This window comes from Clostridium phoceensis, assembly GCF_001244495.1.
GTDB lineage: Bacteria > Bacillota > Clostridia > Oscillospirales > Oscillospiraceae > Lawsonibacter > Lawsonibacter asaccharolyticus.
The window spans coordinates 2,325,904-2,347,367 of sequence record NZ_LN866274.1; the positions used below are offsets into that span (position 1 = coordinate 2,325,904).

General features: G+C 61.9%; 24 protein-coding genes, 1 tRNA gene and 1 pseudogene. 14 read left to right on the forward strand and 12 right to left on the reverse strand.

Translation table 11 applies throughout. The annotated features are described in order from the left end of the window. Nucleotides 1-1,642, forward strand: a 1,642-nt coding sequence (locus tag BN1969_RS12050; protein ID WP_187120351.1) for a DNA translocase FtsK, incomplete at its 5' end; no start/stop codon positions are given. Nucleotides 1,643-2,012: 370 nt separating this feature from the next. Here BN1969_RS12050 and BN1969_RS12060 read toward each other — a convergent pair. The 3 genes from BN1969_RS12060 to BN1969_RS12070 all read right to left on the reverse strand — a co-directional run bounded on the left by BN1969_RS12060 (nt 2,013) and on the right by BN1969_RS12070 (nt 3,983). Continuing rightward, the gene (locus BN1969_RS12060; protein ID WP_050624518.1) at nt 2,013-2,471 is read right to left on the reverse strand and encodes a type II toxin-antitoxin system RelB family anti-toxin; all 459 of its coding nucleotides are present in this window, start codon (nt 2,469-2,471) and stop codon (nt 2,013-2,015) included. A 188-nt stretch (nt 2,472-2,659) separates the two neighbouring features. After that, the gene (locus BN1969_RS12065) at nt 2,660-3,193 is read right to left on the reverse strand and encodes a hypothetical protein (RefSeq protein ID WP_050624519.1); all 534 of its coding nucleotides are present in this window, start codon (nt 3,191-3,193) and stop codon (nt 2,660-2,662) included. A gap of 361 nt (nt 3,194-3,554) precedes the next feature. Beyond that, on the reverse strand, nt 3,555-3,983 hold the full coding sequence (locus BN1969_RS12070; RefSeq protein WP_050624520.1) for an RrF2 family transcriptional regulator: 429 nt from the start codon (nt 3,981-3,983) through the stop codon (nt 3,555-3,557). Between the two features lie 163 nt (nt 3,984-4,146). On the opposite strand from BN1969_RS12070, the gene BN1969_RS12075 reads away from it, so the two are divergent. The 4 genes from BN1969_RS12075 to alaS all read left to right on the forward strand — a co-directional run bounded on the left by BN1969_RS12075 (nt 4,147) and on the right by alaS (nt 8,805). Next, entirely contained in the window at nt 4,147-4,515 is a 369-nt protein-coding gene (locus BN1969_RS12075) for an arsenate reductase family protein (protein WP_050624521.1), read from the forward strand. Nucleotides 4,516-4,805: 290 nt separating this feature from the next. Beyond that, a complete protein-coding gene (locus BN1969_RS12080; protein ID WP_050624522.1) occupies nt 4,806-5,594 on the forward strand; it encodes a PhzF family protein in 789 nt (262 codons plus the stop codon). After that, complete coding sequence (locus tag BN1969_RS12085) at nt 5,591-6,076, forward strand: DUF3887 domain-containing protein (RefSeq protein ID WP_050624523.1); 486 nt, start codon at nt 5,591-5,593, stop codon at nt 6,074-6,076. Before BN1969_RS12080 ends, BN1969_RS12085 begins: the two co-directional genes overlap by 4 nt. Nucleotides 6,077-6,135: 59 nt before the next feature. After that, nucleotides 6,136-8,805, forward strand: coding sequence for an alanine--tRNA ligase (alaS, locus tag BN1969_RS12090; RefSeq protein ID WP_050624524.1), 2,670 nt, complete (start codon nt 6,136-6,138; stop codon nt 8,803-8,805). Nucleotides 8,806-9,144: 339 nt separating this feature from the next. On the opposite strand, the gene BN1969_RS12095 is transcribed toward alaS, so the two are convergent. The 3 genes from BN1969_RS12095 to BN1969_RS12105 all read right to left on the reverse strand — a co-directional run bounded on the left by BN1969_RS12095 (nt 9,145) and on the right by BN1969_RS12105 (nt 11,574). Then, the gene (locus BN1969_RS12095) at nt 9,145-9,867 is read right to left on the reverse strand and encodes an amino acid ABC transporter ATP-binding protein (RefSeq protein WP_050624525.1); all 723 of its coding nucleotides are present in this window, start codon (nt 9,865-9,867) and stop codon (nt 9,145-9,147) included. Next, entirely contained in the window at nt 9,854-10,639 is a 786-nt protein-coding gene (locus BN1969_RS12100) for an amino acid ABC transporter permease (protein WP_082203667.1), read from the reverse strand. The genes BN1969_RS12095 and BN1969_RS12100 overlap by 14 nt, the downstream gene beginning before the upstream one ends. 83 nt (nt 10,640-10,722) lie before the next feature. Next, nucleotides 10,723-11,574, reverse strand: a complete 852-nt coding sequence (locus BN1969_RS12105) for an ABC transporter substrate-binding protein (RefSeq protein WP_050624526.1) — start codon at nt 11,572-11,574, stop codon at nt 10,723-10,725. A gap of 410 nt (nt 11,575-11,984) precedes the next feature. Between BN1969_RS12105 and BN1969_RS12110 the strand changes: the two genes are divergently transcribed. Continuing rightward, nucleotides 11,985-13,832 (forward strand): LTA synthase family protein, encoded by a 1,848-nt coding sequence (locus BN1969_RS12110; protein ID WP_050624527.1) that lies wholly within the window; start codon nt 11,985-11,987, stop codon nt 13,830-13,832. 125 nt (nt 13,833-13,957) lie between these two features. On the opposite strand, the gene BN1969_RS12115 is transcribed toward BN1969_RS12110, so the two are convergent. The 6 genes from BN1969_RS12115 to BN1969_RS12140 all read right to left on the reverse strand — a co-directional run bounded on the left by BN1969_RS12115 (nt 13,958) and on the right by BN1969_RS12140 (nt 16,696). Beyond that, nucleotides 13,958-14,587 carry a hypothetical protein gene (locus BN1969_RS12115; RefSeq protein ID WP_050624528.1) on the reverse strand — a complete coding sequence of 210 codons (630 nt, stop codon included), beginning with the start codon at nt 14,585-14,587 and terminating at the stop codon, nt 13,958-13,960. A 29-nt stretch (nt 14,588-14,616) separates the two neighbouring features. Beyond that, nucleotides 14,617-15,222 carry a YcxB family protein gene (locus BN1969_RS12120; protein ID WP_050624529.1) on the reverse strand — a complete coding sequence of 202 codons (606 nt, stop codon included), beginning with the start codon at nt 15,220-15,222 and terminating at the stop codon, nt 14,617-14,619. Between the two features lie 200 nt (nt 15,223-15,422). After that, a complete protein-coding gene (locus BN1969_RS12125) occupies nt 15,423-15,752 on the reverse strand; it encodes a hypothetical protein (RefSeq protein WP_050624530.1) in 330 nt (109 codons plus the stop codon). A gap of 179 nt (nt 15,753-15,931) precedes the next feature. Next, a tRNA-Pro gene (locus BN1969_RS12130) sits at nt 15,932-16,008 on the reverse strand. A gap of 137 nt (nt 16,009-16,145) precedes the next feature. Continuing rightward, complete coding sequence (locus BN1969_RS12135; protein ID WP_050624531.1) at nt 16,146-16,346, reverse strand: helix-turn-helix transcriptional regulator; 201 nt, start codon at nt 16,344-16,346, stop codon at nt 16,146-16,148. Beyond that, nucleotides 16,343-16,696, reverse strand: a complete 354-nt coding sequence (locus tag BN1969_RS12140; RefSeq protein ID WP_050624532.1) for a hypothetical protein — start codon at nt 16,694-16,696, stop codon at nt 16,343-16,345. Before BN1969_RS12140 ends, BN1969_RS12135 begins: the two co-directional genes overlap by 4 nt. A 236-nt stretch (nt 16,697-16,932) precedes the next feature. Between BN1969_RS12140 and BN1969_RS18910 the strand changes: the two are divergent. From BN1969_RS18910 to BN1969_RS12175, 8 genes and pseudogenes are all read left to right on the forward strand, one after another. After that, a pseudogene (locus BN1969_RS18910) lies at nt 16,933-17,322 on the forward strand (stage III sporulation protein AB); the annotation flags it as partial. Nucleotides 17,323-17,431: 109 nt separating this feature from the next. Next, complete coding sequence (locus BN1969_RS18915) at nt 17,432-17,794, forward strand: AAA ATPase domain-containing protein (protein ID WP_272867230.1); 363 nt, start codon at nt 17,432-17,434, stop codon at nt 17,792-17,794. After that, nucleotides 17,791-18,297 carry a stage III sporulation protein AB gene (locus BN1969_RS12150; RefSeq protein WP_050624533.1) on the forward strand — a complete coding sequence of 169 codons (507 nt, stop codon included), beginning with the start codon at nt 17,791-17,793 and terminating at the stop codon, nt 18,295-18,297. The genes BN1969_RS18915 and BN1969_RS12150 overlap by 4 nt, the downstream gene beginning before the upstream one ends. Before the next feature lie 94 nt (nt 18,298-18,391). Next, complete coding sequence (gene spoIIIAC, locus BN1969_RS12155) at nt 18,392-18,586, forward strand: stage III sporulation protein AC (protein WP_050624534.1); 195 nt, start codon at nt 18,392-18,394, stop codon at nt 18,584-18,586. 11 nt (nt 18,587-18,597) lie between these two features. After that, on the forward strand, nt 18,598-18,975 hold the full coding sequence (locus BN1969_RS12160; protein WP_242850337.1) for a SpoIIIAC/SpoIIIAD family protein: 378 nt from the start codon (nt 18,598-18,600) through the stop codon (nt 18,973-18,975). After that, nucleotides 18,972-20,042, forward strand: a complete 1,071-nt coding sequence (locus BN1969_RS12165; RefSeq protein ID WP_050624536.1) for a stage III sporulation protein AE — start codon at nt 18,972-18,974, stop codon at nt 20,040-20,042. The genes BN1969_RS12160 and BN1969_RS12165 overlap by 4 nt, the downstream gene beginning before the upstream one ends. Further along, nucleotides 20,039-20,530, forward strand: coding sequence for a hypothetical protein (locus BN1969_RS12170; RefSeq protein WP_050624537.1), 492 nt, complete (start codon nt 20,039-20,041; stop codon nt 20,528-20,530). Before BN1969_RS12165 ends, BN1969_RS12170 begins: the two co-directional genes overlap by 4 nt. Then, a complete protein-coding gene (locus BN1969_RS12175) occupies nt 20,527-21,036 on the forward strand; it encodes a SpoIIIAG-related protein (protein ID WP_050624538.1) in 510 nt (169 codons plus the stop codon). The genes BN1969_RS12170 and BN1969_RS12175 overlap by 4 nt, the downstream gene beginning before the upstream one ends. Nucleotides 21,037-21,464 lie beyond the last annotated feature (428 nt).

Sequence of the window (21,464 nt, forward strand, 5' to 3'; positions counted from 1 at the left end):
GGAGGTGGCCCGGGATGTCCAGTCCCGGCTGGCGGAGGCGGGGGAGCACCCCTATCAGTATCCCCCCCTCTCCCTGCTGAAGGAGGGACCGGGAGACATCGGCGGGGAGGCCCTGGTGGAGCTCAACGCCAACCGGCAGCGGCTGGATGACACCATCCACTCCTTCAGCATCGACGCCAACATCGTCAACGTGACCCGGGGCCCCTCGGTGACCCGGTACGAGCTGGAGCTGGACCAGGGCGTCCGGCTGAACAAGCTGACCAATCTGGCGGACGACATCGCCCTGGCCCTGGGGGCCTCCGGCGTGCGCATCGCCCCCATCCCGGACCAGATCTCCATGGTGGGCATCGAGGTGCCCAACAAGCTGGTGTCGCCGGTGAACATCCACAGCGTCATCGGCTCCAGGGAGTTCACCGACAGCCCCTCCAAGGTGTCCTTCGCCGTGGGCAAGGACATCGGCGGCCACTGCATCGTGGGCAACATCGCCAAGCTGCCCCACCTGCTCATTGCCGGCACCACCGGCTCGGGCAAGTCGGTGTGCACCAACTCCCTGATCATCTCCCTGCTCTATAAGGCCACCCCCGACGAGGTGCGCCTGATCATGGTGGACCCCAAGATGGTGGAGCTGGGCATCTACAACGGCATCCCCCACCTGCTGATCCCGGTGGTCACTGACCCCAAGAAGGCGGCGGGCGCCCTGCAGTGGGCGGTGACCGAGATGATGAAGCGCTACCGCACCTTTGCCGAGGTTGGGGTGCGGGATCTGGCCGCCTACAACGCCCTGGCCGCCAGGACGGAGGGCATGACCAAAATGCCCCAGATCGTGGTGGTCATCGACGAGCTGGCCGACCTGATGCTGGTGGCGGCCAAGGAGGTGGAGGAGTCCATCTGCCGGGTGGCCCAGATGGGCCGCGCCTCCGGCATGCACCTCATCATCGCCACCCAGCGGCCCTCCGCCGACGTGATCACCGGCCTGATGAAGGCCAATATCCCCAGCCGCATCGCCTTCGCGGTGGCCTCCAGCCTGGAGTCCCGCATCATCCTGGACACCACCGGCGCGGAGAAGCTGGTTGGCCGGGGCGACATGCTCTACTTCCCCCTGGGCTCCGGCAAGCCCACCCGGGTCCAGGGCTGCCTCATCTCCGACCAGGAGGTGGCCGCAGTGGTGGACTTTGTCAAGCAGAACAGCGGCGACGCCAGCTACGATGACCAGGTGATGCAGGAGATCGAGCAGCACGCCGCCGAGAAGGAGAAGGGCGCCAAGGGCGTGGGCGGCTCCGCCCCCGAGGAGGTGGGGGAGGAGTTCGACGAGCTCATCGACGCGGCAGCCGAGGTGATCCTGGAGACGGGACAGGCGTCGGTCTCTATGCTCCAGCGCCGCCTGAAGCTGGGCTATGCCCGGGCGGCCCGGCTGGTGGACCAGCTGGAGGAGAAGGGGATCGTGGGGCCCTTCGAGGGCTCAAAGCCCCGCCAGCTGCTCATCACCAAGGAGCAGTGGCAGGAGATGAAGTACCGCCAGGGCGTCCCCGGGGGAACCCCTCCCGAGAGCGCTTCCGGGGCAGCTCCAGGCGGAGCGGAAGAGGACATGCCCCCCTTCGATGTGGGAGAGGCCCTGGACCGGGCGGAGGAGGACACCCTGTGACCCGCGCCGGGGAGAGCTCCCGGACGGCCCCTGACATAAGAAGGCCCGCCGCGTCAGCGGCGGGCCTTTTCTGCGCGCAGTCCCCGGTGCAGCCGGGGGACGTTGTACGAGCGGAGCCTTTGAGATCGGATCATTTGTTAACTTGACCGTTTATGAAGTATGTACGCGACAAGGGAACATACCGCGATCCCGATGCCAAACGGGATGGCATAGAGAAATGCCACGCTGGCAGGTGCGCTGTAACATGAGTGCTCGATCCCGCAGAGCATATCACGATAGCCAAATGCCACAACGGCACACATGACATCTGACAACAAAATTGCGACAGCGCTAAAAAGATGACTCAATTTCCGCATGGGCTTGCCTCCGTTCATTTCTTTCGCAGGATCAGGACCGCTCCAGTGACCATCAAAAGGACGCACAGGGCGATGAGCACACCAGACCCATTGAGGGTGATCGTTGAAGCGGTATTCAGCTGCTCTGCCGCACCGGGGCTTATGACCATCATGAGTCCGGATAGTGTCAGACAGATGGCGCCAGCCAGGCAAAGACAAATGCCGGCTTTCTGATCCATGGCTTTCGGGCCCTTGGCTTCTTTTGGCGTTGACCGTGTTTCTTCTGTCCTTTCCTCAGCCCCTCTGTCCGTTACAAGTTCATCAAGGGTGATGTGGAAGCACTCACTCAAAGCCAACAGTTTTTGAAATTCAGGCATTGATGTTCCGCTCTCCCATTTGGAGATGGCCTGTCTCGAAACGCCTATCTTCTCCGCAAGCTGCTCTTGAGAAAGGCCGCTCTTTCGTCTGAACTGATATATTCTTTCAGACAACATTTGTGTTACCCCCTTGGAAACAATATACTGCGATCCATGGTCACACGCTACCAACTACGGCTGAAACTTCCGCAACTGCCGGTTGCATCCCCTGAGATCCTTCTGTTCCGCGCCATAGATGCCCTCAGTGTACGGAGGGTATCGTCCTATCCGCACCAAGGGGACAGCCTTGGCCCCGCAGGAACGGCTCATGACACGCCGAGCCTGACAGCAGCCCAATAGTTTTGGATGATCTTTTTCTGCCAGGCCAGAAAGAGACAGCCGGCAAAAAGGAGGACAGCACCCAACAGGACAGCCCAGGGGCTTGCACCGGAGCTTTCTATGAATCCGGTCACATCATCCCCTGGGGGTGCCTGATCGGAAAGATACAGGAGGGGGACGATCCCCCATGCCAGGGCAGGGGCTGTGAGGATCAAGGGAAACAGAAAAGAAAAAATTCGATAAAAGACGGACTGCGCTGCGTCCCGATAGAGCAGCATATAGGCGATGGATATGAGGACCGGCAGCAGCATTCCCGCAATATAAAAAAGAGACAGCGTCAGAGCGGTGAACGTACCGCCTTCATAGCGCATATAGGCGCCCAGAATGCTGAATTCTGTGATGCGGGCGCCGCAGGACAGTGCGATCAGGGCATGCCCGCCCTCGTGCAGAATGATATAGACCGGAATGGTGAATAGGATGCTTGCAAATAGGGATAGGATCTTTCGCGTGTTCAGGTCCATAGAGCTCCCTCCATCGTCCGTGCTGACCGTTTTTTCTCCTGCTCTTGTTTTGGGGCCCCAGGGCAGGCTTTCCCCTCCGCGGTCCCGCCCCGCAGAGGGCGGGGACGCACAGACGCATCGGAGGGGATGTTTAAGCAGAGTTTTCCCTGAAAATACCCGCCGAGAACCCCTGTCGTTTCTGTTACCATGATACAATATTTGGGGGGGCGTTTCAAGGCAGGAATGAGGGCGCACGAAGTGCGCCCCTACACAGGACCCGGGGGCCGGTGCGGGCATCAGGCTCTGCGCCGGAGGGCCGGAAAAAGCGGCCGCGGCTCCAGGACAGGAGCCGCGGCCGTGGAACCGGAACAGGGACGGCCACTCAGCAGGGAGAGGAGTCCGAGCCGGGAGCGGAGAGGAGATCGGCCAGGGTCACCTGGTCCAGATATCCACAGATGAGCGCGTCAAGCCGCTCCCAGAGGGGACGGGTGCGGCAGCTGCCGGCCCGGGCACAGGGGTCGGAGCCGCAGTCGAGACAGGCTACCGGGGCCAGGGAGCCCTCTGCCAGACGCAGGATCTCTCCCACGGAGTAGTCCTCCGGCGGACGGGTGAGTCGGTAGCCGCCCCCCTTTCCACGCACGCCCTCCACCAGGCCGCCCTTGGAGAGGGTGGAGATGATGCTCTCCAGATACTTGCCTGAGATGCCCTGCTCCGAAGCGATGGAGCTCAGGGCGGTGTAGCAGTCCCGGCCGTGCTGGGCCAGCTCCAGCATGACCCGGAGCGCATATCTGCCCCTTGTGGAGACCAGCATGGATGTCACCTCCTTTTTGTCGCCCCTATTATACCATTGCATGGGCAGAAATTCAAGAGAGCGGCGGAGCAGAACCTTGATTTGCGTCCCGGAGTGTGGTAAAGTATGGAGCAGGGCGTGCGCTTCCTGCGGGCTGCCCAACATTCAGGACGGAGGGACCAACATGCTCTTTGTATGCTACCCCAAATGCACCACCTGCCAGAAGGCAAGGGCCTTTCTGGAGGAACGGGCGATCCCCTATGAGTTCCGGGACATCAAGCTGGACAACCCCAAAAAGGAGGAGCTGCGGGAGTGGCAGCACAGGAGCGGCCTGCCCCTGAAGCGATTTTTCAACACCAGCGGCCTGCAATACAAGGCTCTGGGCCTGAAGGACAGGCTGCCCGGCATGGACGAGGAGGAGCAGCTGGACCTGCTGGCTGCGGACGGGATGCTGGTCAAGCGGCCCATCCTGGCGGGAGAGGACTTCGTGCTGGTGGGCTTCAAGCCCGCCGAATGGGAGGCACGTTTTGGAAAAAGCGGCGGGAACGGTTGACAAGCGCCGAAATTGTGATAAAATATTGCGGTAAATGCGATGATGGAGCCAAGCGCAGCAGGCAGCCTGAAGCGAGAGGGGAGCGGTGTGAGCCCTCGGCAGAAGCGGCGGCGCAGGCCACTCCGGAGCGGCCCGTGAGGAGCGGGACGGACGATCCCCCGTTAGCTGGGATGCTGAGAGGCCGGAGCGCTCCCGAAAGGGCGTGCTCTGGCGATCAGGGTGGTACCGTGGTGATGATCCGCCCCTGACTTGGTCAGGGGCGATTTTTTATGGAACAAGGAGCTGATGGAATGAGACAATATGTGGTGGACGCCTTCGCCGACAGGATATTTGAGGGCAACCCGGCCGCGGTCTGCGTGATGGAGCGGTGGCCGGAGGAGGATCTGATGCTGAAGATCACCCGGGAGAACAACCTGTCTGAGACGGCCTTTGTTGTGAAAGAGGGGGAGGAGTACCGGCTGCGCTGGTTCACCCCCGGCGGGGAGATCGACCTATGCGGCCACGCCACCCTGGCTGCGGCCCATATCATCACCAGATTCGTGGAGCCGGGAGTGGAGAGGGTCGGCTTCCAGACCCTCAGCGGACTGCTGACCGTGCGGGCGGAGGGAGAGCTGCTGAGCATGGATTTCCCCGCCTACCAGCTGAAGCGGCTGGAGGTGACGGAGGAGATCACCCAGGCCCTGGGGGCGCGGCCGTCGGAGGTCTGGCGGGCCCGGGACCTGCTGTGCGTCTTTGACCGGGCGGAGGACGTGCTGGCGCTGAAGCCGGACATGGACAAGCTGCTGAAGGTGAAGGGGGCCCTGATGCAGGTCACGGCGCCGGGGATGGAGGGGTACGACTGCGTCTCCCGCTCGTTTGCCCCAAAGATGGGGGTGCCGGAGGACCCTGTGTGCGGCTCCGGACACTGCCATATCATCCCCTACTGGGCGCAAAAGCTGGGCAAGACCCGGTTCGTGGCCCGGCAGGCATCCCCCAGAGGGGGGACCCTGTACTGCCGGCTGGAAGGGGACCGGGTCATTCTGGCGGGCCGAGCGGTGCTCTATGCCCGGTCCGAGCTGATGCTGGAGGACAGACCATGAAACAGAGGATCGTGCCGCTGCTGGCGGCGGCCCTGGCCCTGACCGTGATGCTGGCCGGCTGCTCCTCCCAGGAGGAGGCGGAGCCCCTGCCCCAGGGCATGGACACAGAGACCGTCCTGACCGCCGGGGAGGCTGTCCTGGACCAGCTCCTGGAGGGCGACTACGAGGCGGTATATGAGTCCTTCCGGGAGGATATCCGGGCAGACCTGACCGCCCAGAGCGTCCAGGACCTGGTGGAGCCGGTGTTCCAGGAGGCGGGGGACTATCAGGAGCTCAAGTCCGCCCAGGTCACTGGCAGCACCGAGGGGGAGGAGCACGGCATCGCCCAGCTCCTGTGCACATTCTCCCAGGAGAAGGTGTCCATCCGGGTGGCCTTTGACCCGGACATGGAGCTGATCGGCCTGTCCGCCGGACTTCAGAAGTCCAGCTGGAGCCTGTCCAATCTGGTGAACAATTTCACCGGCCTGTTCCGGGGCGACTGATGATATGGCCCGGTTATTTGTAACACAAAAACATGAAAAAATATTGGAGGTAGACCACCATGCGCGAGCCCAAGCCCTTTGGCCTGAATGAACTGAGGGAGATGTTCCTGTCTTTTTTTGAGAGCAAGGGACATCTCCGCCTGCCCAGCTTCTCCCTGATCCCCCAGAACGACGCCTCCCTGCTGCTCATCAACAGCGGCATGGCGCCCATGAAGCCCTGGTTCACCGGGGAGCAGGAGCCCCCCCGCCACCGCGTCTGCACCTGTCAGAAGTGCATCCGCACCGGCGACATCGAGAACATCGGCAAGACCGCCCGCCACGGCACCTATTTCGAGATGCTGGGCAACTTCTCCTTCGGCGACTACTTCAAGCGCGAGGCCATCGCCTGGTCCTGGGAGTTCCTGACCAGCCCGGAGTGGGTGGGCCTGGACCCGGACCGGCTGTATCCCTCCGTCTTTGAGGGCAACGAGACCACCCCCGCCGACGACGAGGCCATGGCCATCTGGCGGGACGAGATCGGCATTCCGGAGGACCGCATCTTCAAGTTCGGCAAGGCGGACAACTTCTGGGAGCACGGCTCCGGCCCCTGCGGCCCCTGCTCCGAGATCTACTACGACCGGGGCCCGGCCTATGGCTGCGGCAAGCCGGGGTGCACTGTGGGCTGCGACTGCGACCGCTATATCGAGGTGTGGAACATCGTCTTCTCCCAGTTCGACAACGACGGGGAGGGCCACTACACTGAGCTGAAGCAGAAGAACATCGACACCGGCATGGGACTGGAGCGCCTGGCCTGCGTGTGCCAGGGGGTGGACTCCCTCTTTGATGTGGACACCGTGATGAACATCACCCACAAGGTGTCCCAGATCACCGGCGCCCACTACGGCGAGAGCCACAGCAAGGACGTGTCCCTCCGGGTCATCACAGACCACATCCGCTCCGCCACCTTCATGATCTGTGACGGCGTGCTCCCCTCCAACGAGGGCCGGGGCTATGTGCTCCGCCGTCTGCTGCGCCGGGCCGCCCGCCACGGCAAGCTGCTGGGGGTGGACCACCCCTTCCTGTATGAGGTGTGCGACACCGTCATCCATGAGAACGAGGGCCACTATCCTGAGCTGCGGGAGCGCCAGGACTATATCACCAAGGTCATCCGGGTGGAGGAGGAGAACTTCGCCAAGACCATCGACGGCGGCCTGAAGATCTTCGGGGAGATGCTGGAAGGGCACAAGGCCCGGGGGGAGAAGACCTTCTCCGGGGCGGACGCCTTCAAGCTGTATGACACCTACGGCTTCCCCATCGACCTGACCATCGAGATGGTGGAGGACGAGGGCATGGAGCTGGACAAGGCCGCCTTCGACACCCTGATGGAGGAGCAGAAGACCCGGGCCCGGAAGGCCCGGGAGGCCCTGGGCGACCTGGGCTGGGCCGGCGTGGAGTTTGGCAAGGACATGCCCGCCACCCAGTTCCTGGGCTATGAGAGCCATTCTGCCCAGGGGAAGGTGCTGGCCCTGGTGGCGGGCGAGGAGCTGCGGGAGGAGCTGGGCACCGGCGCCGAGGGCATCCTGGTGCTGGATCAGACTCCCTTCTACGCCGAGATGGGCGGCCAGGTGGCCGACCACGGCGTGGTGGAGAACGACGGCTTCCGCTTCCAGGTCAGCGACGTACAGAAGAACAAGGGCGGGAAATATATGCACTACGGCCGGGTGCTCTCCGGCAATGTGAAGGTGGGGGATACGGTCACCGCCTCCATCGACGCCAAGCGCCGCCGGGCCATCCAGCGGGCCCACACCGCCACCCATCTGCTGCACAAGGCCCTCCAGACCGTGCTGGGCGACCACGTGCATCAGGCCGGCTCCCTGGTGGAGCCCGACTTCCTCCGCTTCGACTTCACCCACTTCTCCGCCATGACGCCGGAGGAGCTGAGCGAGGTGAACCGCCTGGTGAATGAGTCCATCCTGGAGGGATATCCGGTGGACACCAAGGTGATGGACATCGAGGAGGCCAAGAAGACCGGCGCCACCGCCCTGTTCGGCGAGAAGTACGGCGACACCGTCCGGGTGGTGGACATGGGGGGGTACTCCGTGGAGTTCTGCGGAGGAACCCATCTGGACAACACCGCCAAGGCGGGGGTGTTCCACATCTCCAGCGAGTTCTCTGTGGCCTCCGGCGTGCGCCGCATCGAGGCCACCACCGGGCAGGCGTCCCTGGACGTGATGAACCGCAACCAGGAGATGCTCTTCCAGGCCGCTGCCGCCCTGAAGGCCAAGCCCGGCGAACTGCGGGACAAGGCGGAGCACATCATGACGGAGATGAAGGAGCTGCGCCAGTCCCTGGAGAAATTCCGGGCCAAGGAGGCTCTGGGCGAGGCTGAGCGGTTCCTCTTCTCGGCCCACGAGGTGGGCGGCCTGAAGGTCCTCACTGCCACCGTGCCCGATGCCGATGCCAGCCGTCTGCGGAACATGGGCGACTTCCTGCGTGACAAAGAGCCCAGCGTGGTGGCGGTGCTGGCCTCCGTCAATGGGGAGAAGATCACCTTCCTGGCGGTGTGCGGCAAGGAGGCCGTCAAGCGGGGCGTGAAGGCGGGGGACATCATCAAGCAGGTGTCCGCCATCGCCGGCGGTTCCGGCGGCGGCAAGCCGGACAGCGCCATGGGCGGCGGCAAGGACGTACTGATGCTGGATAATGCCCTGGCCATGGTGGACAACGTGGTGTCCATGAAGCTGGGACTGTAAAGCCGCGGAAGCCGGCGTCTCTGCCGCCGGCCAAACCGGAGCCCAGCGAAGCGGGTCCGGTTTGGAGAGGGCGAGCAAGGGAGCACGTGGAGCTTTCGCCAAAGGCGGAAGCGGAACAGGATCAGTTTCGATGATAAGAGACCGTCCGGAGCCTCAGCTCCGGACGGTCTCTTATATCAAGCTGGCCATTGGCTGAGCCGGAGGTTATGAGGGGCCCTCCCCGGGGATGCGGCGGGAAACGGCCGGCGCCCATACAACGGACTTTTGGACGGCCCTGCATACCATCTGGAAAGGCGGAAGCGCCCCGCTGTCCTTTGACAGCGGGGCGCCTTTTTGAGCTTACAGGACTTTGGAGAGGAAGAGCTGGGTGCGGGGGTGCTTAGGATTGGAGAAGAAGGCCTGGGGCTGCTCCTGCTCCAGGATCTTTCCGCCATCCATGAAGAGCACCCGGCTGCCCACCTCCCGGGCGAAGCCCATCTCATGGGTGACCACCACCATGGTCATTCCCTCATCGGCCAGCTGCTTCATGACCTCCAGCACCTCACCTACCATCTCCGGGTCCAGGGCGGAGGTGGGCTCGTCAAAAAGCATCACCTTGGGCTTCATGGCCAGGGCACGGACGATGGCGATGCGCTGCTTCTGCCCGCCGGAGAGCTGGGCGGGGTAGGAGTCCGCCTTGTCCTCCAGTCCCACCCGGCGCAGCAGGGTGGTGGCGGTATCGTCGGCCTCGGCCTGGGTCAAGAGCTTGGTGCGCACCGGGGCGAGGGTGATGTTTTTTCGGATGGTCATGTTGGGGAACAGGTTGAAATGCTGGAACACCATCCCCATCTGCTGGCGAATCTGGTCGATCTTCGCCTTGGGATCGGTGATCTCTGTGCCGTTGAAGGTAATGGTTCCCTTGGTGGGGGTCTCCAACAGGTTGAGACAGCGCAGGAAGGTGGACTTGCCGGAGCCGGAGGGGCCGATGATGACCACCTTCTCCCCCACCTGGATGGACTCAGTGATGTCGTCCAGCACCAGGTGGTCGCCAAAGGACTTGCTCAGATTTTTAACGTCGATCACTTTGACGCAGCCTCCTTTCCAGTTTGCCCAGAAGCCAGGTGAAGATCATGACCAGAACAAGATACATGCAGGCGATGCCGATCAGAGGGAACATTGCCTCGTAAGTACGGCCCATGATGCCCTGAGCGGCGTGGAGCAGCTCCTTGCCGCCGATGACCGTGATCAAAGAGGTATCTTTGAGCAGGATGATGAACTCGTTGCCCAGGGCGGGGAGGATGGCCTTGATGGCCTGTGGGATAACGATGAAGCGCATGGTATCAAAGTAATTCAGCCCCAGGGAGCGGCCCGCCTCCATCTGACCGCCGTCCACCGCCATCAGCCCACCGCGGATGATCTCCGCCACATAAGCTCCGGAGTTGATGCCCAGGCCCAGGATTCCAATTTGGGTGAAATTGCGGCTGCTGACGAATACCACGGAGCTCCAAATCAGCAGCTGGACCATCATGGGGGTGCCGCGGATGACGGTGACGTACACCTTGCATACCCCGTTGAACAGGCCGAGGACCGGGTTCCTGCGGCGGTCGGCGCGCTGCTGGTCATGGGCGGTGCGCACCAGAGCCACCAGGATCCCCAGGACTACGCCCAGGACCAGGGCCAGAGCAGTGGCGGTGAGGGTGGTCCCGATCCCGTCCAGATACTGTTTCCAGCGGTCGGCCTCAATAAAGGCCATATAGAACTTCACATAAAATTCCTGCCACCAGGCGACGGCGTCTGCAACAGCCGGGTCAGCGGAGAGCATCATCCCGCGCCATAGCTCATAATAGTAGGCCAGGTCCATTGTTCTACCCCTCTCTATGTCTTCGTAAGAAAAAGGGCGGCCAGGGGCCGCCCTTTCTTGATCTGGCGTGCGGACGATCAGCCCTCCGCGGGGATGTACTTCTCAATGATGGACTGAATGGTCCCGTCGGCGGTGAGCTCGGCCAGCGCGCCGTTCACGGCGTCCACCAGAGCGGTGTTGCCCTTGGCCACGCCGATGGCGTAGTCCTCGTTGGCATACTCGGTGTCCAGAATGACCAGGCCGGGGTTGGCGGCCACGAACTCCTGGGCAGGGGCCTTGTCGATGACCACGGCGTCCACCTTGCCGTTGAGCAGGTCCTGCACGGCCACGATGCCGTCGTCATAGGCGATCACGTGGTCCTCGCCGTAGTCGTCGGTGCAGTAGATGTTGCCGGTGGTGGCCCGCTGGGTGCCGATGAGCTGCTCGCCCAGGTTGTCCAGGGTGACGTCGGAGCCCTCGGGCACGATGACGACCTGGATGCCGGTGGCGTAGCTGTCAGAGAAGTCCATGACCAGCAGGCGGTCCTCGGTGACGGACAGGCCGGCCATGCAGATGTCGCTCTTACCCTGCTGGACCGCCAGCTGGGCGGCGTCGAAGTCCATGTCGTCGATGACCAGCTCCAGGCCCAGCTTGTCAGCGATGGCGCCGGCGATCTCGGCGTCGATGCCCACCACATTGCCGCTGTCGTCGGTCATCTCATAGGGAGGGAAGGCGGCGTTGGTGGACATGATGAGCTTGCCGGCCTCCACGGTGGTCAGCTCGGCGGGGGTGCTGGTGCTGCCGGTGCTGGAGCCGGCGTCCCCGGCGGAAGAGGACACGCCGGAGGAAGCGGCGGGGGCGGAGGAAGCGGAGCCGCTTCCGGAGCCGCCGCAGGCGGCCAGGCTCAGGGCCATGGCCAGGGACAAGGTCAAAGCAAGAAACTTTTTCATTCAAACAGATCTCCTTTATTTTGGTGCCCCGGCAAGCCAGGGCGATACCCTGAGTATAAACCACTATTCTATGCATAGTCAATAGATAAATATGCGAATTTGAGAAAAATAAGGCCGTCTTTTTGGTGAAAAAGCGAATACCAGAAAAGAACGCACCGGCGGGAGGAGAAAACTGAGAAGCAGGCTGCGGACGGGGAGGCGGCCCCCTGACAAATATTCATACAAAAGCGTATATTTGAATAGCAGAAAAAGGGTGGAACTTTTTTCCCTTTTCTTCGTCTATTTCAGAGGATACCCTGGAAAAGGATGCAGAGTTCATTAAAATTTGATGAAGGCTATTGCAATTTTTCGGGGACGCGCTATCCTATAAAAATACGGCATATTTGGTCTGCCGTTTTTGGAGGATAAACATGAGAGCGCTTTTCTGTAAAGATACCCTGCTGCGTCCTTTCCGAAGCATGCGGGGGGACCCGGACCGGTGGATCTCCCGTCTGGTGTTCCTGCTGGGGCCGTGGGCGGCCCTCTGGATGGTGGAGATCCTGAATGAGAACGATGTGTTCCAGGATCTGGCGGCCTGGCAGGTGCTGATGAACATGATCTGGTATTACCTGCTGTTCGCCCTGTGCCGGCTGATCTTGGGGCGGCGGCGGCGATCTGCGGCGGTGGCGGTCACCCTGTGCTTCCTGGTGGGGCTGCTCAACCACTATATCCTGCGCTTCCGGGGGCGCATCCTGTTCCCTGCGGATGTGGCGGGCTGGCGGACCGCGGCCAACGTGGCCAGCGACTTCGACTACTCGCTGGACCACTACATCGTCCAGGCGGCCGTCCTGCTGGTGGCCTACCTCTTCCTGGTCTGGGCCTGCCCGGCCCAGCGGCGGCGGGACCGGATGCCCCGGCTGGCCGGAGCCCTGCTGATCCTGTTCGGCGCGGGTTACAGCTTCGCCTTCTTCTGCACCGGGATGCTGCCCGCCCTGGGCATCTACACCCAGCAGTGGGTCACCCAGGCCAACGGCTTCCTGCTGAACTTCACGGTAGCCATGCGGTACAGCTCGGTGGACAAGCCGGAGGATTACAGCCGGGACCGGGTGCTGGAGCTGGCGGAGGAGTACCCGGCGGTAGAGGCGGACGGCTCCGTCACCCGGCCGGTGAACATCATCGCCATCATGAACGAGTCCTTCGCGGACCTGACCATTTTTGAGGGGCTGGAGCTGGAGGAGGACCCCACTCCCTTCCTCCACTCCATGACCGAGAACACCATCAAGGGCTGGATGTACTCCCCGGTCACCGGCGGCGGCACGGCCAGTGTGGAGTTTGAGTACCTCACCGGCTTCTCCACTCTCTTCCAGCCGCCGCACACGGTGGCCTATCAGCTGTATGTGGAGGAGGGCATGCCCTCCCTGGCAGCCCTGGCTGGGAGCCAGGGCTATGAGACGACCGCTTTCCACCCCTATCTGTCCTCCGGCTGGAACCGGCCCATCGCCTACCAGTGCCTCAGCTTTGACCACCAGCTGTATCAGGAGGACGTGGAGGACCCCTATCTGATCCGCCGCTATATCTCGGACAGATCGGACTACGAGACCATCTTTGACGTGACCGGGACCACCTCTCCCGCCTTTGTCTTCAATGTGACCATGCAGAACCACAGCGGATATGCCCAGGGATGGAACAACCTGACCAAGACCATCCGGCTGTCCACCCAGCTGCGCACGGCGGACAGCAGTGCCGAGCAGTATATCGCACTGGCCCAGGCCAGCGACGACGCGCTGGAGGAACTGATCGGCTATTACAGCCAGGTGGAGGAGCCCACCCTGATCGTCTTTTTCGGGGATCACCAGCCGCCCCTGAAAAATGCCTTCTACGAGGAGCTCTACGGGAAAAAGCTGTCGGAGCGCACCACGGCGGAGGTGCTGCAGCAGTACGCCGTCCCCTTCTTCTTATGGGCCAACTACGACATCCCGGAGCAGAGCGGCGTGATCCTCAGCCCCAACTATCTGGGGGTGCTCACCGCTCAGACGGCCGGCCTGCCCCTGACGGGCTACATGAACTTCCTGGCCCAGATGTACCAGGAGCTGCCGGTGATCACGCCGGTGGGCCTGATCACCGCGGACGGCCAGACGCTGACGGAGTCGGAGCTGAACGAGGAGCAGCAGGAATGGCTGTGGAAGTATGAGACGTTCAACTACTGCGGCATGATCGACCTGTTTGACGAGGCGCGGCCCTTCTTCTGCCCGCCGCAGGACAGGGAGCAGAACGGATAGATGCGGTGTGAAAAAGGCGGGAACATCTGAAATGATGTTCCCGCCTTTTTTACTGATTCAGTCATCGTTCTCTTTACGACGATCCTTCAAAAATAAATGCACACGCCGGATGCAGTATTGTGTTCTCATGACACAGTTTGATCGAACATGACCGCATCCGCTAAGTCTTGATTGGCATTTGATAGTTCTGGGTCTGCAATAGATACCGGAGCATCACGCTTCACGATCTCTGCTCCTGTGAAATCCCATCCGCCGCCAGGAGCGGCTTCGTTTGTATTCACCATGACTTCCATATCATGATACGTGAATCTTAACCAGCCCTCTCCAGTTATTACCTCTGGTCCCAACAAGTACTCATAGTCGTCCACACCGATCCAGGAAAAGAAATCTTCAAAGGACATGTCATCTTCCATGTCTGGAAAGAGTATGCTTGCGGTGGTGACAAAACCGGCGCATTTCAGCTGGTCTTCACATTCGTTCATAGCCTTTTCAGCATCACCGCTCTGTGTTCCAAAAAAGTAGTAAAGATATTCCGCCTCGGGGTCCCCAAAACATATAGCAGCGCTATCCGGAGATCCATCTAATCTTACAATCAATTCGCCTTCAGGATGCTCTTTTTTTAATTCACTCAGTGTTTTTCCAATGTCATGAAAAAATTCAGGCGTTTGGCCGCTGGGGGCCGCAGGCGCGCAGGCAGAAAATGTGAATGATACAAACAGACACATTATGATTGCAATGGCTGGGTTTCGCTTCATATTGGCCTCCGCTTTGTGATATGATACTTTTATGGTCTAATATGGTCTTGCAGAAAAGAAATGAATTGATCTTTATTACCTGAGACCATGTCTTTCTTTTGCAAAATAGTTACCTGTTCATTCCATGTCAAAAGAAATAAATCTTTTGTTTCATATATAAAATTAAAATCAGAATATGGAACTGTCTGCTGGTCTGCAATTTTCATTCCGCCTTGCGTGAACTGAACACGAACAGGGGGAGGAGCCTCTAAACCCTTCAAAAGTTTTACTGCGGCTTGATTAAAACGCTCGCTTTGTAGCTTTTGGGCTTTACTGCTCCATAGAGTAAACACACCGAGCAAAAGGCCCAAAATACCCGCAAATAAAGGGACTGCCAGTTCTTGCGGCTCCATTAATCCCGGGATAAGCAAAAATGCTCCCATAATGATAAGTAAAATACCATATACCCTGTATCGCAAACGCCGTCTTTTTAAAACAATTTCAGAAACTTTTTTTGAGTTAAAATGATCGGTGATTTTCCACATCTTCGGGTATTTTTCTCTTGAGATGGATTCAGTCCTTTTTTCTAATGCACAACTGACTTGTGGAACAAGAGATGCTCCATCATATGGAGAGAGCTGAAATTCATAATCCATAGCAGTTTCCCTTTGAAATGAAATATTGTGAGTGAAATATAGCATAGAACAGCGAAAAGGGCAAGGGCGGGAGTTGGCAGAGCGGAAAGCACAGCAGGAACAAGAAAAGTCAAAACAGGACTAAAGCACAGGGCGGGAACATCTTTAACGATGTTCCCGCCTTTTCTCAACGCATAGACGAACTGGGATTTGCCGCTCCATTAGAGTCCATAATGAATAACCCATTTGTTTTGGCCCAATGCCTTTTCTAACAGTCCCTTTAGTTCATATAGTTCAGAAATATCATCAATGACATCAATAAACGCTTTTAGAGAACCGGGCGGAACAAGTGAAATACCACAGTATGCAAGCCCCTTTTCTTTGACAGAAAGCGTATGCCAATAGAAATCAATGAAATTAAGCTTTTCTGCAATGCCTTCTACATAGTCATCATCAACAGAAATGCAATCATATTTCCATGGTTCATACTCGTCGTATCTTTTACCCGGTTGAGGTGCATCCATCATAATTCCAAACTCATGTTTTGCCATATATGTTTCACTCCACAAATTCCGATTTGTTCTATAAAAATATGATAACAGCAGGGAAAATAAAAAGCAAGGGCAGGAATGTTTCTCCTGCCCTTGCTTGTCATATTACATTGTCGAAAGAAATGATAAATCCGAACTACATTACCCACTTGGATAACGTAGTTCGGATTATCATTGTTTGGTCCGAGTGCTGAGATTCGAACTCAGGGCCTCTTGAACCCCATTCAAGCGCGATACCAAACTTCGCCACACCCGGAAAGCCGCGGTCCGAAATGAACTCACCGGACAGCTTTTGTATATTACCACACCTGTCAAAATAATGCAAGCCCTTTTTGAAAAAAACTTGAAAAATTTTTGGCGGGCGTCTCCGGGGGCGGGAGAGGGCCGATTGGGTCAGTCCTCAAAGGAGAAGATATCCTCCACAGTGCACCCAAAGACATGGGCGATGTCCATGGCCAGCTTCAGGGAGGGGTTGTAGTGTCCATTTTCCAGGTGGCCGATGGTCTCCCGCCGCACGCCCACCCGCTGGGCCAGCTCCTCCTGGCTGAGCCGGTCCCGGAGGCGGAGCTCCCGGATCTTGGTGTGCAGGCTCATGCGCAGTCCCTGCTTTCCTTCCACTCCAGCCAGGTGTGGAACAGGCAGAAGAAGATCAGGGAGAGGGCGAAGCTGAGGCCCAGGGCCTGGGGCATGGGGCTGGAGCCGGGCTCCAGGAGGTAAAAGAGGAGCAGCAGCGGAGCCAGGAGCACGCACTCAGCCAGGAAGGCGCTGGTGGCCGCCCGGCGCAGGGTGAGCAGGAAGAGCTCGTCCGGGTTGACCCACAGGTAGCGCAGAAAGACCAAAAAGCCGAGAAAGCCGAGAAAATCCGCGTCCCCGGTGGGGAAATAGATCAGGGCGGCCAGGGCAGGGAGTGAGAGCAGAGACAGATAGTTGAACGGGTGCCGCATAGAGAGGCTCCTTTCTGAGATGAGAGATATTTCTCACATATTGTGAGTGAAATATATCACATCCCTGGAGAGATGTCAAGAGAGATGTGCGAAAAATATCACACAAAAAGGAGGCATAGGCGGGGGCCTGTCCTCATAGGATGAGTCAAACGGAGGTGGACAGGCTGATGACGCAGAGAGAATCCGGCGTGGAGCAGGCGGCGCGGGTCCTGCCCCTGCGCCTGCGGAGCGGGGTGATGTCCCTGCCGGAGGACCGGCGGAGCCAGATCGAGGAGCTGCGGCTGCGGGTGGGGCTCCCTATGGCGGCAGTGCTGCCGGAGGGGGAGAGGGCACTGGCCGGGCCCCCCGTGACCCAGCAGGAGCTGGAGCAGCTGCTGGAACTGGCCAGCCGGGCCTCTGTCCACGCCGTGCTGGACCAGCTCAGCCGGGGGTACCTGACCGTCCAGGGGGGACACCGGGTGGGGCTGTGCGGCACGGTGGCCCTGGAGGACGGGGCAGTGCGGACCATCCGGAAGCTGTCCTCCGCTGCGGTGCGGGTGGCGCGGCAGTTCCCCGGGGCGGCGGAGGAGGTGCTGCCGTCGCTGTTAGAGGGCAGGCGGCTGGAGAGCGCCCTGATCCTGGCCCCTCCGGGGCTGGGCAAGACCACCCTCCTGCGGGATCTGGTGCGGGCCGTCTCCGCCGGGGAGGGGGCGCCTCCACGGCGGGGGGGGGGGGGCGCCGGCGGGGGGGGGGNGGGTGGCCGACGAGCGGGGGGAGATCGCGGCGCTGTTCGACGGGGTCCCCCAGCTGGACGTGGGCCCCCGCACCGATGTGATGGAGGGGTGTCCCAAGGCGTGGGGGCTGATGACCCTGCTCCGGGGGATGAACCCCCAGGTGCTGGCGGTGGACGAGATCACCGCGCCGGAGGACGTGGCGGCGCTGGTGTCCGCGGCGGGCTGCGGCGTGACACTGCTGGCCACCGCCCACGGGGCGGGACGGGAGGACCTGTCCCGGCGGAAGCTGTACCGGGGGCTGCTGGAGGAGGGAGTCTTCCGGCGGCTGGTCCGCATCCGCAGGGAGGCGGGCCGGAGGATCTATGAAGTGGAGGTGCTGGAATGATCCGGATGCTTGGCGCGGTCTGCCTGGCGGCGGGCCCGGTCTGGCTGGGAATGAGCGCTGCGGCGGAGCTGGCCCACCGGGAGCGGGCCCTGGGGGCCCTGTGCGCCGGACTGGAGCTGATGGAGCGGGAGCTGGCCCTGCGGCTGACCCCGCTGCCCCAGCTGATGGAGGAGCTGGCTCACCGGACGGAGGAGCCCGCCCGGCGCCTGTTCTCCGCATGCCGGCGGGCGCTGGACGGACTGGAGCGGGAGACCTTTGCCCACGCCTGGCGGCGGCTCACCGACCAGCTTCCCGTCTCACCGGAGGCGAAGCGGGCCCTGTACCCCCTGGGGGAGGTGCTGGGGCGCTATGACGGGCGGGGACAGCAGGCGGCCATCGCCGGGGCCAGGCGGGAGCTGGAGGGACTGCGGGCCCGGGCCGGGGAGGAGCGTCTCCGGCTGGGAAAGGTGTACGGGGCCCTGGGGGTGACAGCGGGGGCCTTTCTGGTCATCCTCCTTTTGTAAAAAGTGGAGAATCTGCCGCCGGCCCGGAGTTCCGACGGAAAAAACCGGGACAAGTCGGTACAGTTACTGAGGAGCGGAAAAGAGGGATCTGACGTTGGATGTGGATTTGATTTTTAAGATCGCGGCCATCGGCATCCTGGTCGCGGTGCTCAACCAGGTGCTGAGCCGGGCCGGGAGGGACGAGCAGGCCATGATGACCACCCTGGCGGGGCTGGTGGTGGTGCTGATGATGGTGGTGCAGGAGATCGCCCAGCTGTTCACCATGGTCAAGACCCTGTTCCACCTGTAATGGAGGGGATCATGCAGATCGCCGCTCTGGCGGTGACAGCAGTGCTGTGCGCCGCAGTGATCCGGCGGGGCGCGCCGGAGGCGGCGCTGGTGCTGGTGCTGGCGGCGGGGTGCTGGATGCTGATGCTGGCCGCCGGCGCCCTGGGTTCGGTGGTGGAGGCCATCGGCCGACTGGCCGGGCGGGCGGGGCTGGACAGCACCCTGGTGGAGCCGGTGCTGAAAACGGCGGCCATCTCCATCCTGACCAAGGTGACGGGGGAGGTGTGCCGGGCCGCCGGGGAGGGGGGCGCAGCGGCCTTTGTGGAGGTGGCCGGGACCATCCTGGCCCTGGCGGTGGCCCTCCCGCTGGCGGAGGGAGTGCTGACGATGATGGCGGAGTTGCTGGGATGAAACAGGTTTTGACAGTGGTGGCGGTGATGCTCCTGCTGGCGATGCCCTGCAGGGCGGCGGGGGAGCCGGAGCAGGTGGAGGGGCTGGACGAGCTGTGGCAGGCGGCGGAATCCTACGGCGTGGAGCCGGACGGGGATTTGAGCGGCGGCCTGTCCGGCCTGGCGGAACAGGCCCTGGGACAGGCGGGGGAGCTGCTGCGCCGCAGCGCCCAGACCGGGCTGAAGCTGCTGGCGGTGGCGGTGTTCTGCGGTCTGGCGGAGGGGGTGTACGCCGGAAAGCGGGAGGGGGGCCTCCAGGCGGTGCAGATGGCAGGCGCCCTGGCGGTGACCGCCCTGTCGGTGAGCGACATGCAGACCATGATCGGTCTGGGGCGGCAGACCATAGAGCAGATGGACGGCTTTGCCGGGCTGCTGCTGCCGGTGGTGGCGGTGCTGACCGCAGCCACCGGAGCGGCCACCGGGGCGGCGGTGCGGCAGGGGGCCACCGTGCTGTTCTCCGACCTGCTCATCGGAGCCATCGACACCCTGCTGGTGCCCATCGTCTACGCCTATGTGGCGGTGTGCGCCGCCCACGCGGCGGTGGGGAACGAGGGGCTGAAAAAGCTGGCGTCGGTGCTGAAATGGGTGGTCACATCCCTGCTCACCGCCGTCCTGCTGGCCTTTGTGGGCTATCTCACCGCCAGCGGGGCCATCGCCGGCTCGGCCGACGCCGCCGCGATCAAGACAGCTAAAATGGCCATCTCTCGGGCCGTCCCGGTGGTAGGAGGCATCCTGGCCGACGCGGCGGAGACCGTGCTGGTGGGGGCCGGCGTGCTGCGGGGGACGGTGGGGATCGTGGGGATGCTGGGGGTCCTGGCTATCTGTCTGATCCCCTTCCTTCAGCTGGCATTTCACTACCTCACCTATAAGCTGGCGGCGGCGCTGATCGGGACGGTGTCTGACAAGCGGCTGTCCGACCTTCTGGACAGTATCGGCGGGGCCTTCGGCATCGTGCTGGGCATGACCGGAGCCTGCGCCCTGATGCTGCTGGTCAGTCTGGCCTCGGCGGTAAAGGCGGTGACACCATGATGGATGCGGCCCGGGAGTGGCTGCTGGGAGTGACGGCAGCGGCCATCCTGGCAGCCCTGGCCGAAGGGCTGATGCAGGAGGGCGGACCCAAGCGGGTGGGGCGGCTGGTGTGCGGACTGGTGCTGCTGGCGGCGGTGTTCCGTCCGGCGGCGGAACTCACCCTGCCGGCGGAGGGCGGGCTGTCCGGGTATTCGGCACAGATCGAGGAACAGGCGGACCGGCTGAGGACAGATACAAATGACTGGATGAAGCTGGTCATAGAGGAGCAGTGTGCCGCATATGTTATGGACAAGGCGGCGGAGCTTGGGATCACCTGTCAGGTCCGGGTGACCTGCACCCAGGAAGAGGCGGGGGTGTTCCTCCCCTGGAGGTGCAGCGTGACGGGGGACCTGGCCCAGGAAGAACAGGAACAGCTTGTCCGGGAGATCCAGAGTGATCTGGACATCCCGGCGCAGCGGCAGGAATACATAAGGGAGGAGTCGCCGTGAAAGAGATCTGGCCCCAGCTGCGGGAGCGTTGGAAGGGGGCGCTGAAACGGTATCAGTATGTACTGCTGGTGATGGCGGCGGGGGTGCTGCTGATGATGCTGCCCATGGGTCCGTCCGGGGGGAGCGAGGAGGCCCAGGGCCCGCCGGAGGGGGAAGGTCAGTTCGACCTGGAGTTGTTTGAGGAGAAGCTGTCTCAGGTGCTCTCCGATATCCAGGGGGCGGGAAAGACCCGGGTGGTGCTGACCCTGAAGAGCGGCAGCCGCCAGATCCTGGCCCAGAACGTGGAGCGGGACAGGGAGCGATCCTCCGCCTCCGCCGTCACGGTGGGACAGGGGGCGGGGACGGAGGGGGTGGTGCCCCTCTACACTCTGACGCCCCAGTTTCAGGGGGCGCTGGTGGTCTGTCCCGGCGGGGGCGACCCGGCGGTCCAGCTGCGGCTGCTGGAGGCGGTCTCGGCCCTCACCGGCCTGGGCAGCGACCGCATCTCTATCTGTGAAGGAAATTAAAATTTTGAATTTGAGGAGGACATGGGTATGAAGACAAAGGGAAAGGGCGTGAGCCTGTCTCAGCTCTGGAAGCGGAACGCGGTGGTGGCCGCCATCGCCTTGTTCGTGTGCGCGGCGGTCTATCTGAACTGGAACTACGAGCAGGAGACGGCGGCGGGAAAGACCCTGGGGGAGTCCACCATGGTGGACGGACAGACGGAGGACCCGCTGGTGGGGGCCTCCGGCACTGCCGGACAGGAGGACCCGACAGCGGGCACGGGTGAGGCGGGGGCGACGGCCTCCTCCCCCCCAACCGCCGTCCCCCCCGCCCGCCCCCACCGCCCCCCGGCCCAGGGCCGCGCCCCCACCNGTGCCGGGCCGCCGGGGAGGGGGGCGCAGCGGCCTTTGTGGAGGTGGCCGGGACCATCCTGGCCCTGGCGGTGGCCCTC

Excerpts from the sequence above, each read along its gene's own strand:
- BN1969_RS12060 (WP_050624518.1), bottom strand. The coding sequence starts at position 2,471 with ATGTTGTCTGAAAGAATATATCAGTTCAGACGAAAGAGCGGCCTTTCT.
- BN1969_RS12065 (WP_050624519.1), bottom strand. The coding sequence starts at position 3,193 with ATGGACCTGAACACGCGAAAGATCCTATCCCTATTTGCAAGCATCCTA.
- BN1969_RS12070 (WP_050624520.1), bottom strand. The coding sequence starts at position 3,983 with ATGCTGGTCTCCACAAGGGGCAGATATGCGCTCCGGGTCATGCTGGAG.
- BN1969_RS12075 (WP_050624521.1), top strand. The coding sequence starts at position 4,147 with ATGCTCTTTGTATGCTACCCCAAATGCACCACCTGCCAGAAGGCAAGG.
- BN1969_RS12080 (WP_050624522.1), top strand. The coding sequence starts at position 4,806 with ATGAGACAATATGTGGTGGACGCCTTCGCCGACAGGATATTTGAGGGC.
- BN1969_RS12085 (WP_050624523.1), top strand. The coding sequence starts at position 5,591 with ATGAAACAGAGGATCGTGCCGCTGCTGGCGGCGGCCCTGGCCCTGACC.
- alaS (WP_050624524.1), top strand. The coding sequence starts at position 6,136 with ATGCGCGAGCCCAAGCCCTTTGGCCTGAATGAACTGAGGGAGATGTTC.
- BN1969_RS12105 (WP_050624526.1), bottom strand. The coding sequence starts at position 11,574 with ATGAAAAAGTTTCTTGCTTTGACCTTGTCCCTGGCCATGGCCCTGAGC.
- BN1969_RS12110 (WP_050624527.1), top strand. The coding sequence starts at position 11,985 with ATGAGAGCGCTTTTCTGTAAAGATACCCTGCTGCGTCCTTTCCGAAGC.
- BN1969_RS12115 (WP_050624528.1), bottom strand. The coding sequence starts at position 14,587 with ATGAAGCGAAACCCAGCCATTGCAATCATAATGTGTCTGTTTGTATCA.
- BN1969_RS12120 (WP_050624529.1), bottom strand. The coding sequence starts at position 15,222 with ATGGATTATGAATTTCAGCTCTCTCCATATGATGGAGCATCTCTTGTT.
- BN1969_RS12125 (WP_050624530.1), bottom strand. The coding sequence starts at position 15,752 with ATGGCAAAACATGAGTTTGGAATTATGATGGATGCACCTCAACCGGGT.
- BN1969_RS12135 (WP_050624531.1), bottom strand. The coding sequence starts at position 16,346 with ATGAGCCTGCACACCAAGATCCGGGAGCTCCGCCTCCGGGACCGGCTC.
- BN1969_RS12140 (WP_050624532.1), bottom strand. The coding sequence starts at position 16,696 with ATGCGGCACCCGTTCAACTATCTGTCTCTGCTCTCACTCCCTGCCCTG.
- BN1969_RS12150 (WP_050624533.1), top strand. The coding sequence starts at position 17,791 with ATGATCCGGATGCTTGGCGCGGTCTGCCTGGCGGCGGGCCCGGTCTGG.
- BN1969_RS12160 (WP_242850337.1), top strand. The coding sequence starts at position 18,598 with ATGCAGATCGCCGCTCTGGCGGTGACAGCAGTGCTGTGCGCCGCAGTG.
- BN1969_RS12165 (WP_050624536.1), top strand. The coding sequence starts at position 18,972 with ATGAAACAGGTTTTGACAGTGGTGGCGGTGATGCTCCTGCTGGCGATG.
- BN1969_RS12170 (WP_050624537.1), top strand. The coding sequence starts at position 20,039 with ATGATGGATGCGGCCCGGGAGTGGCTGCTGGGAGTGACGGCAGCGGCC.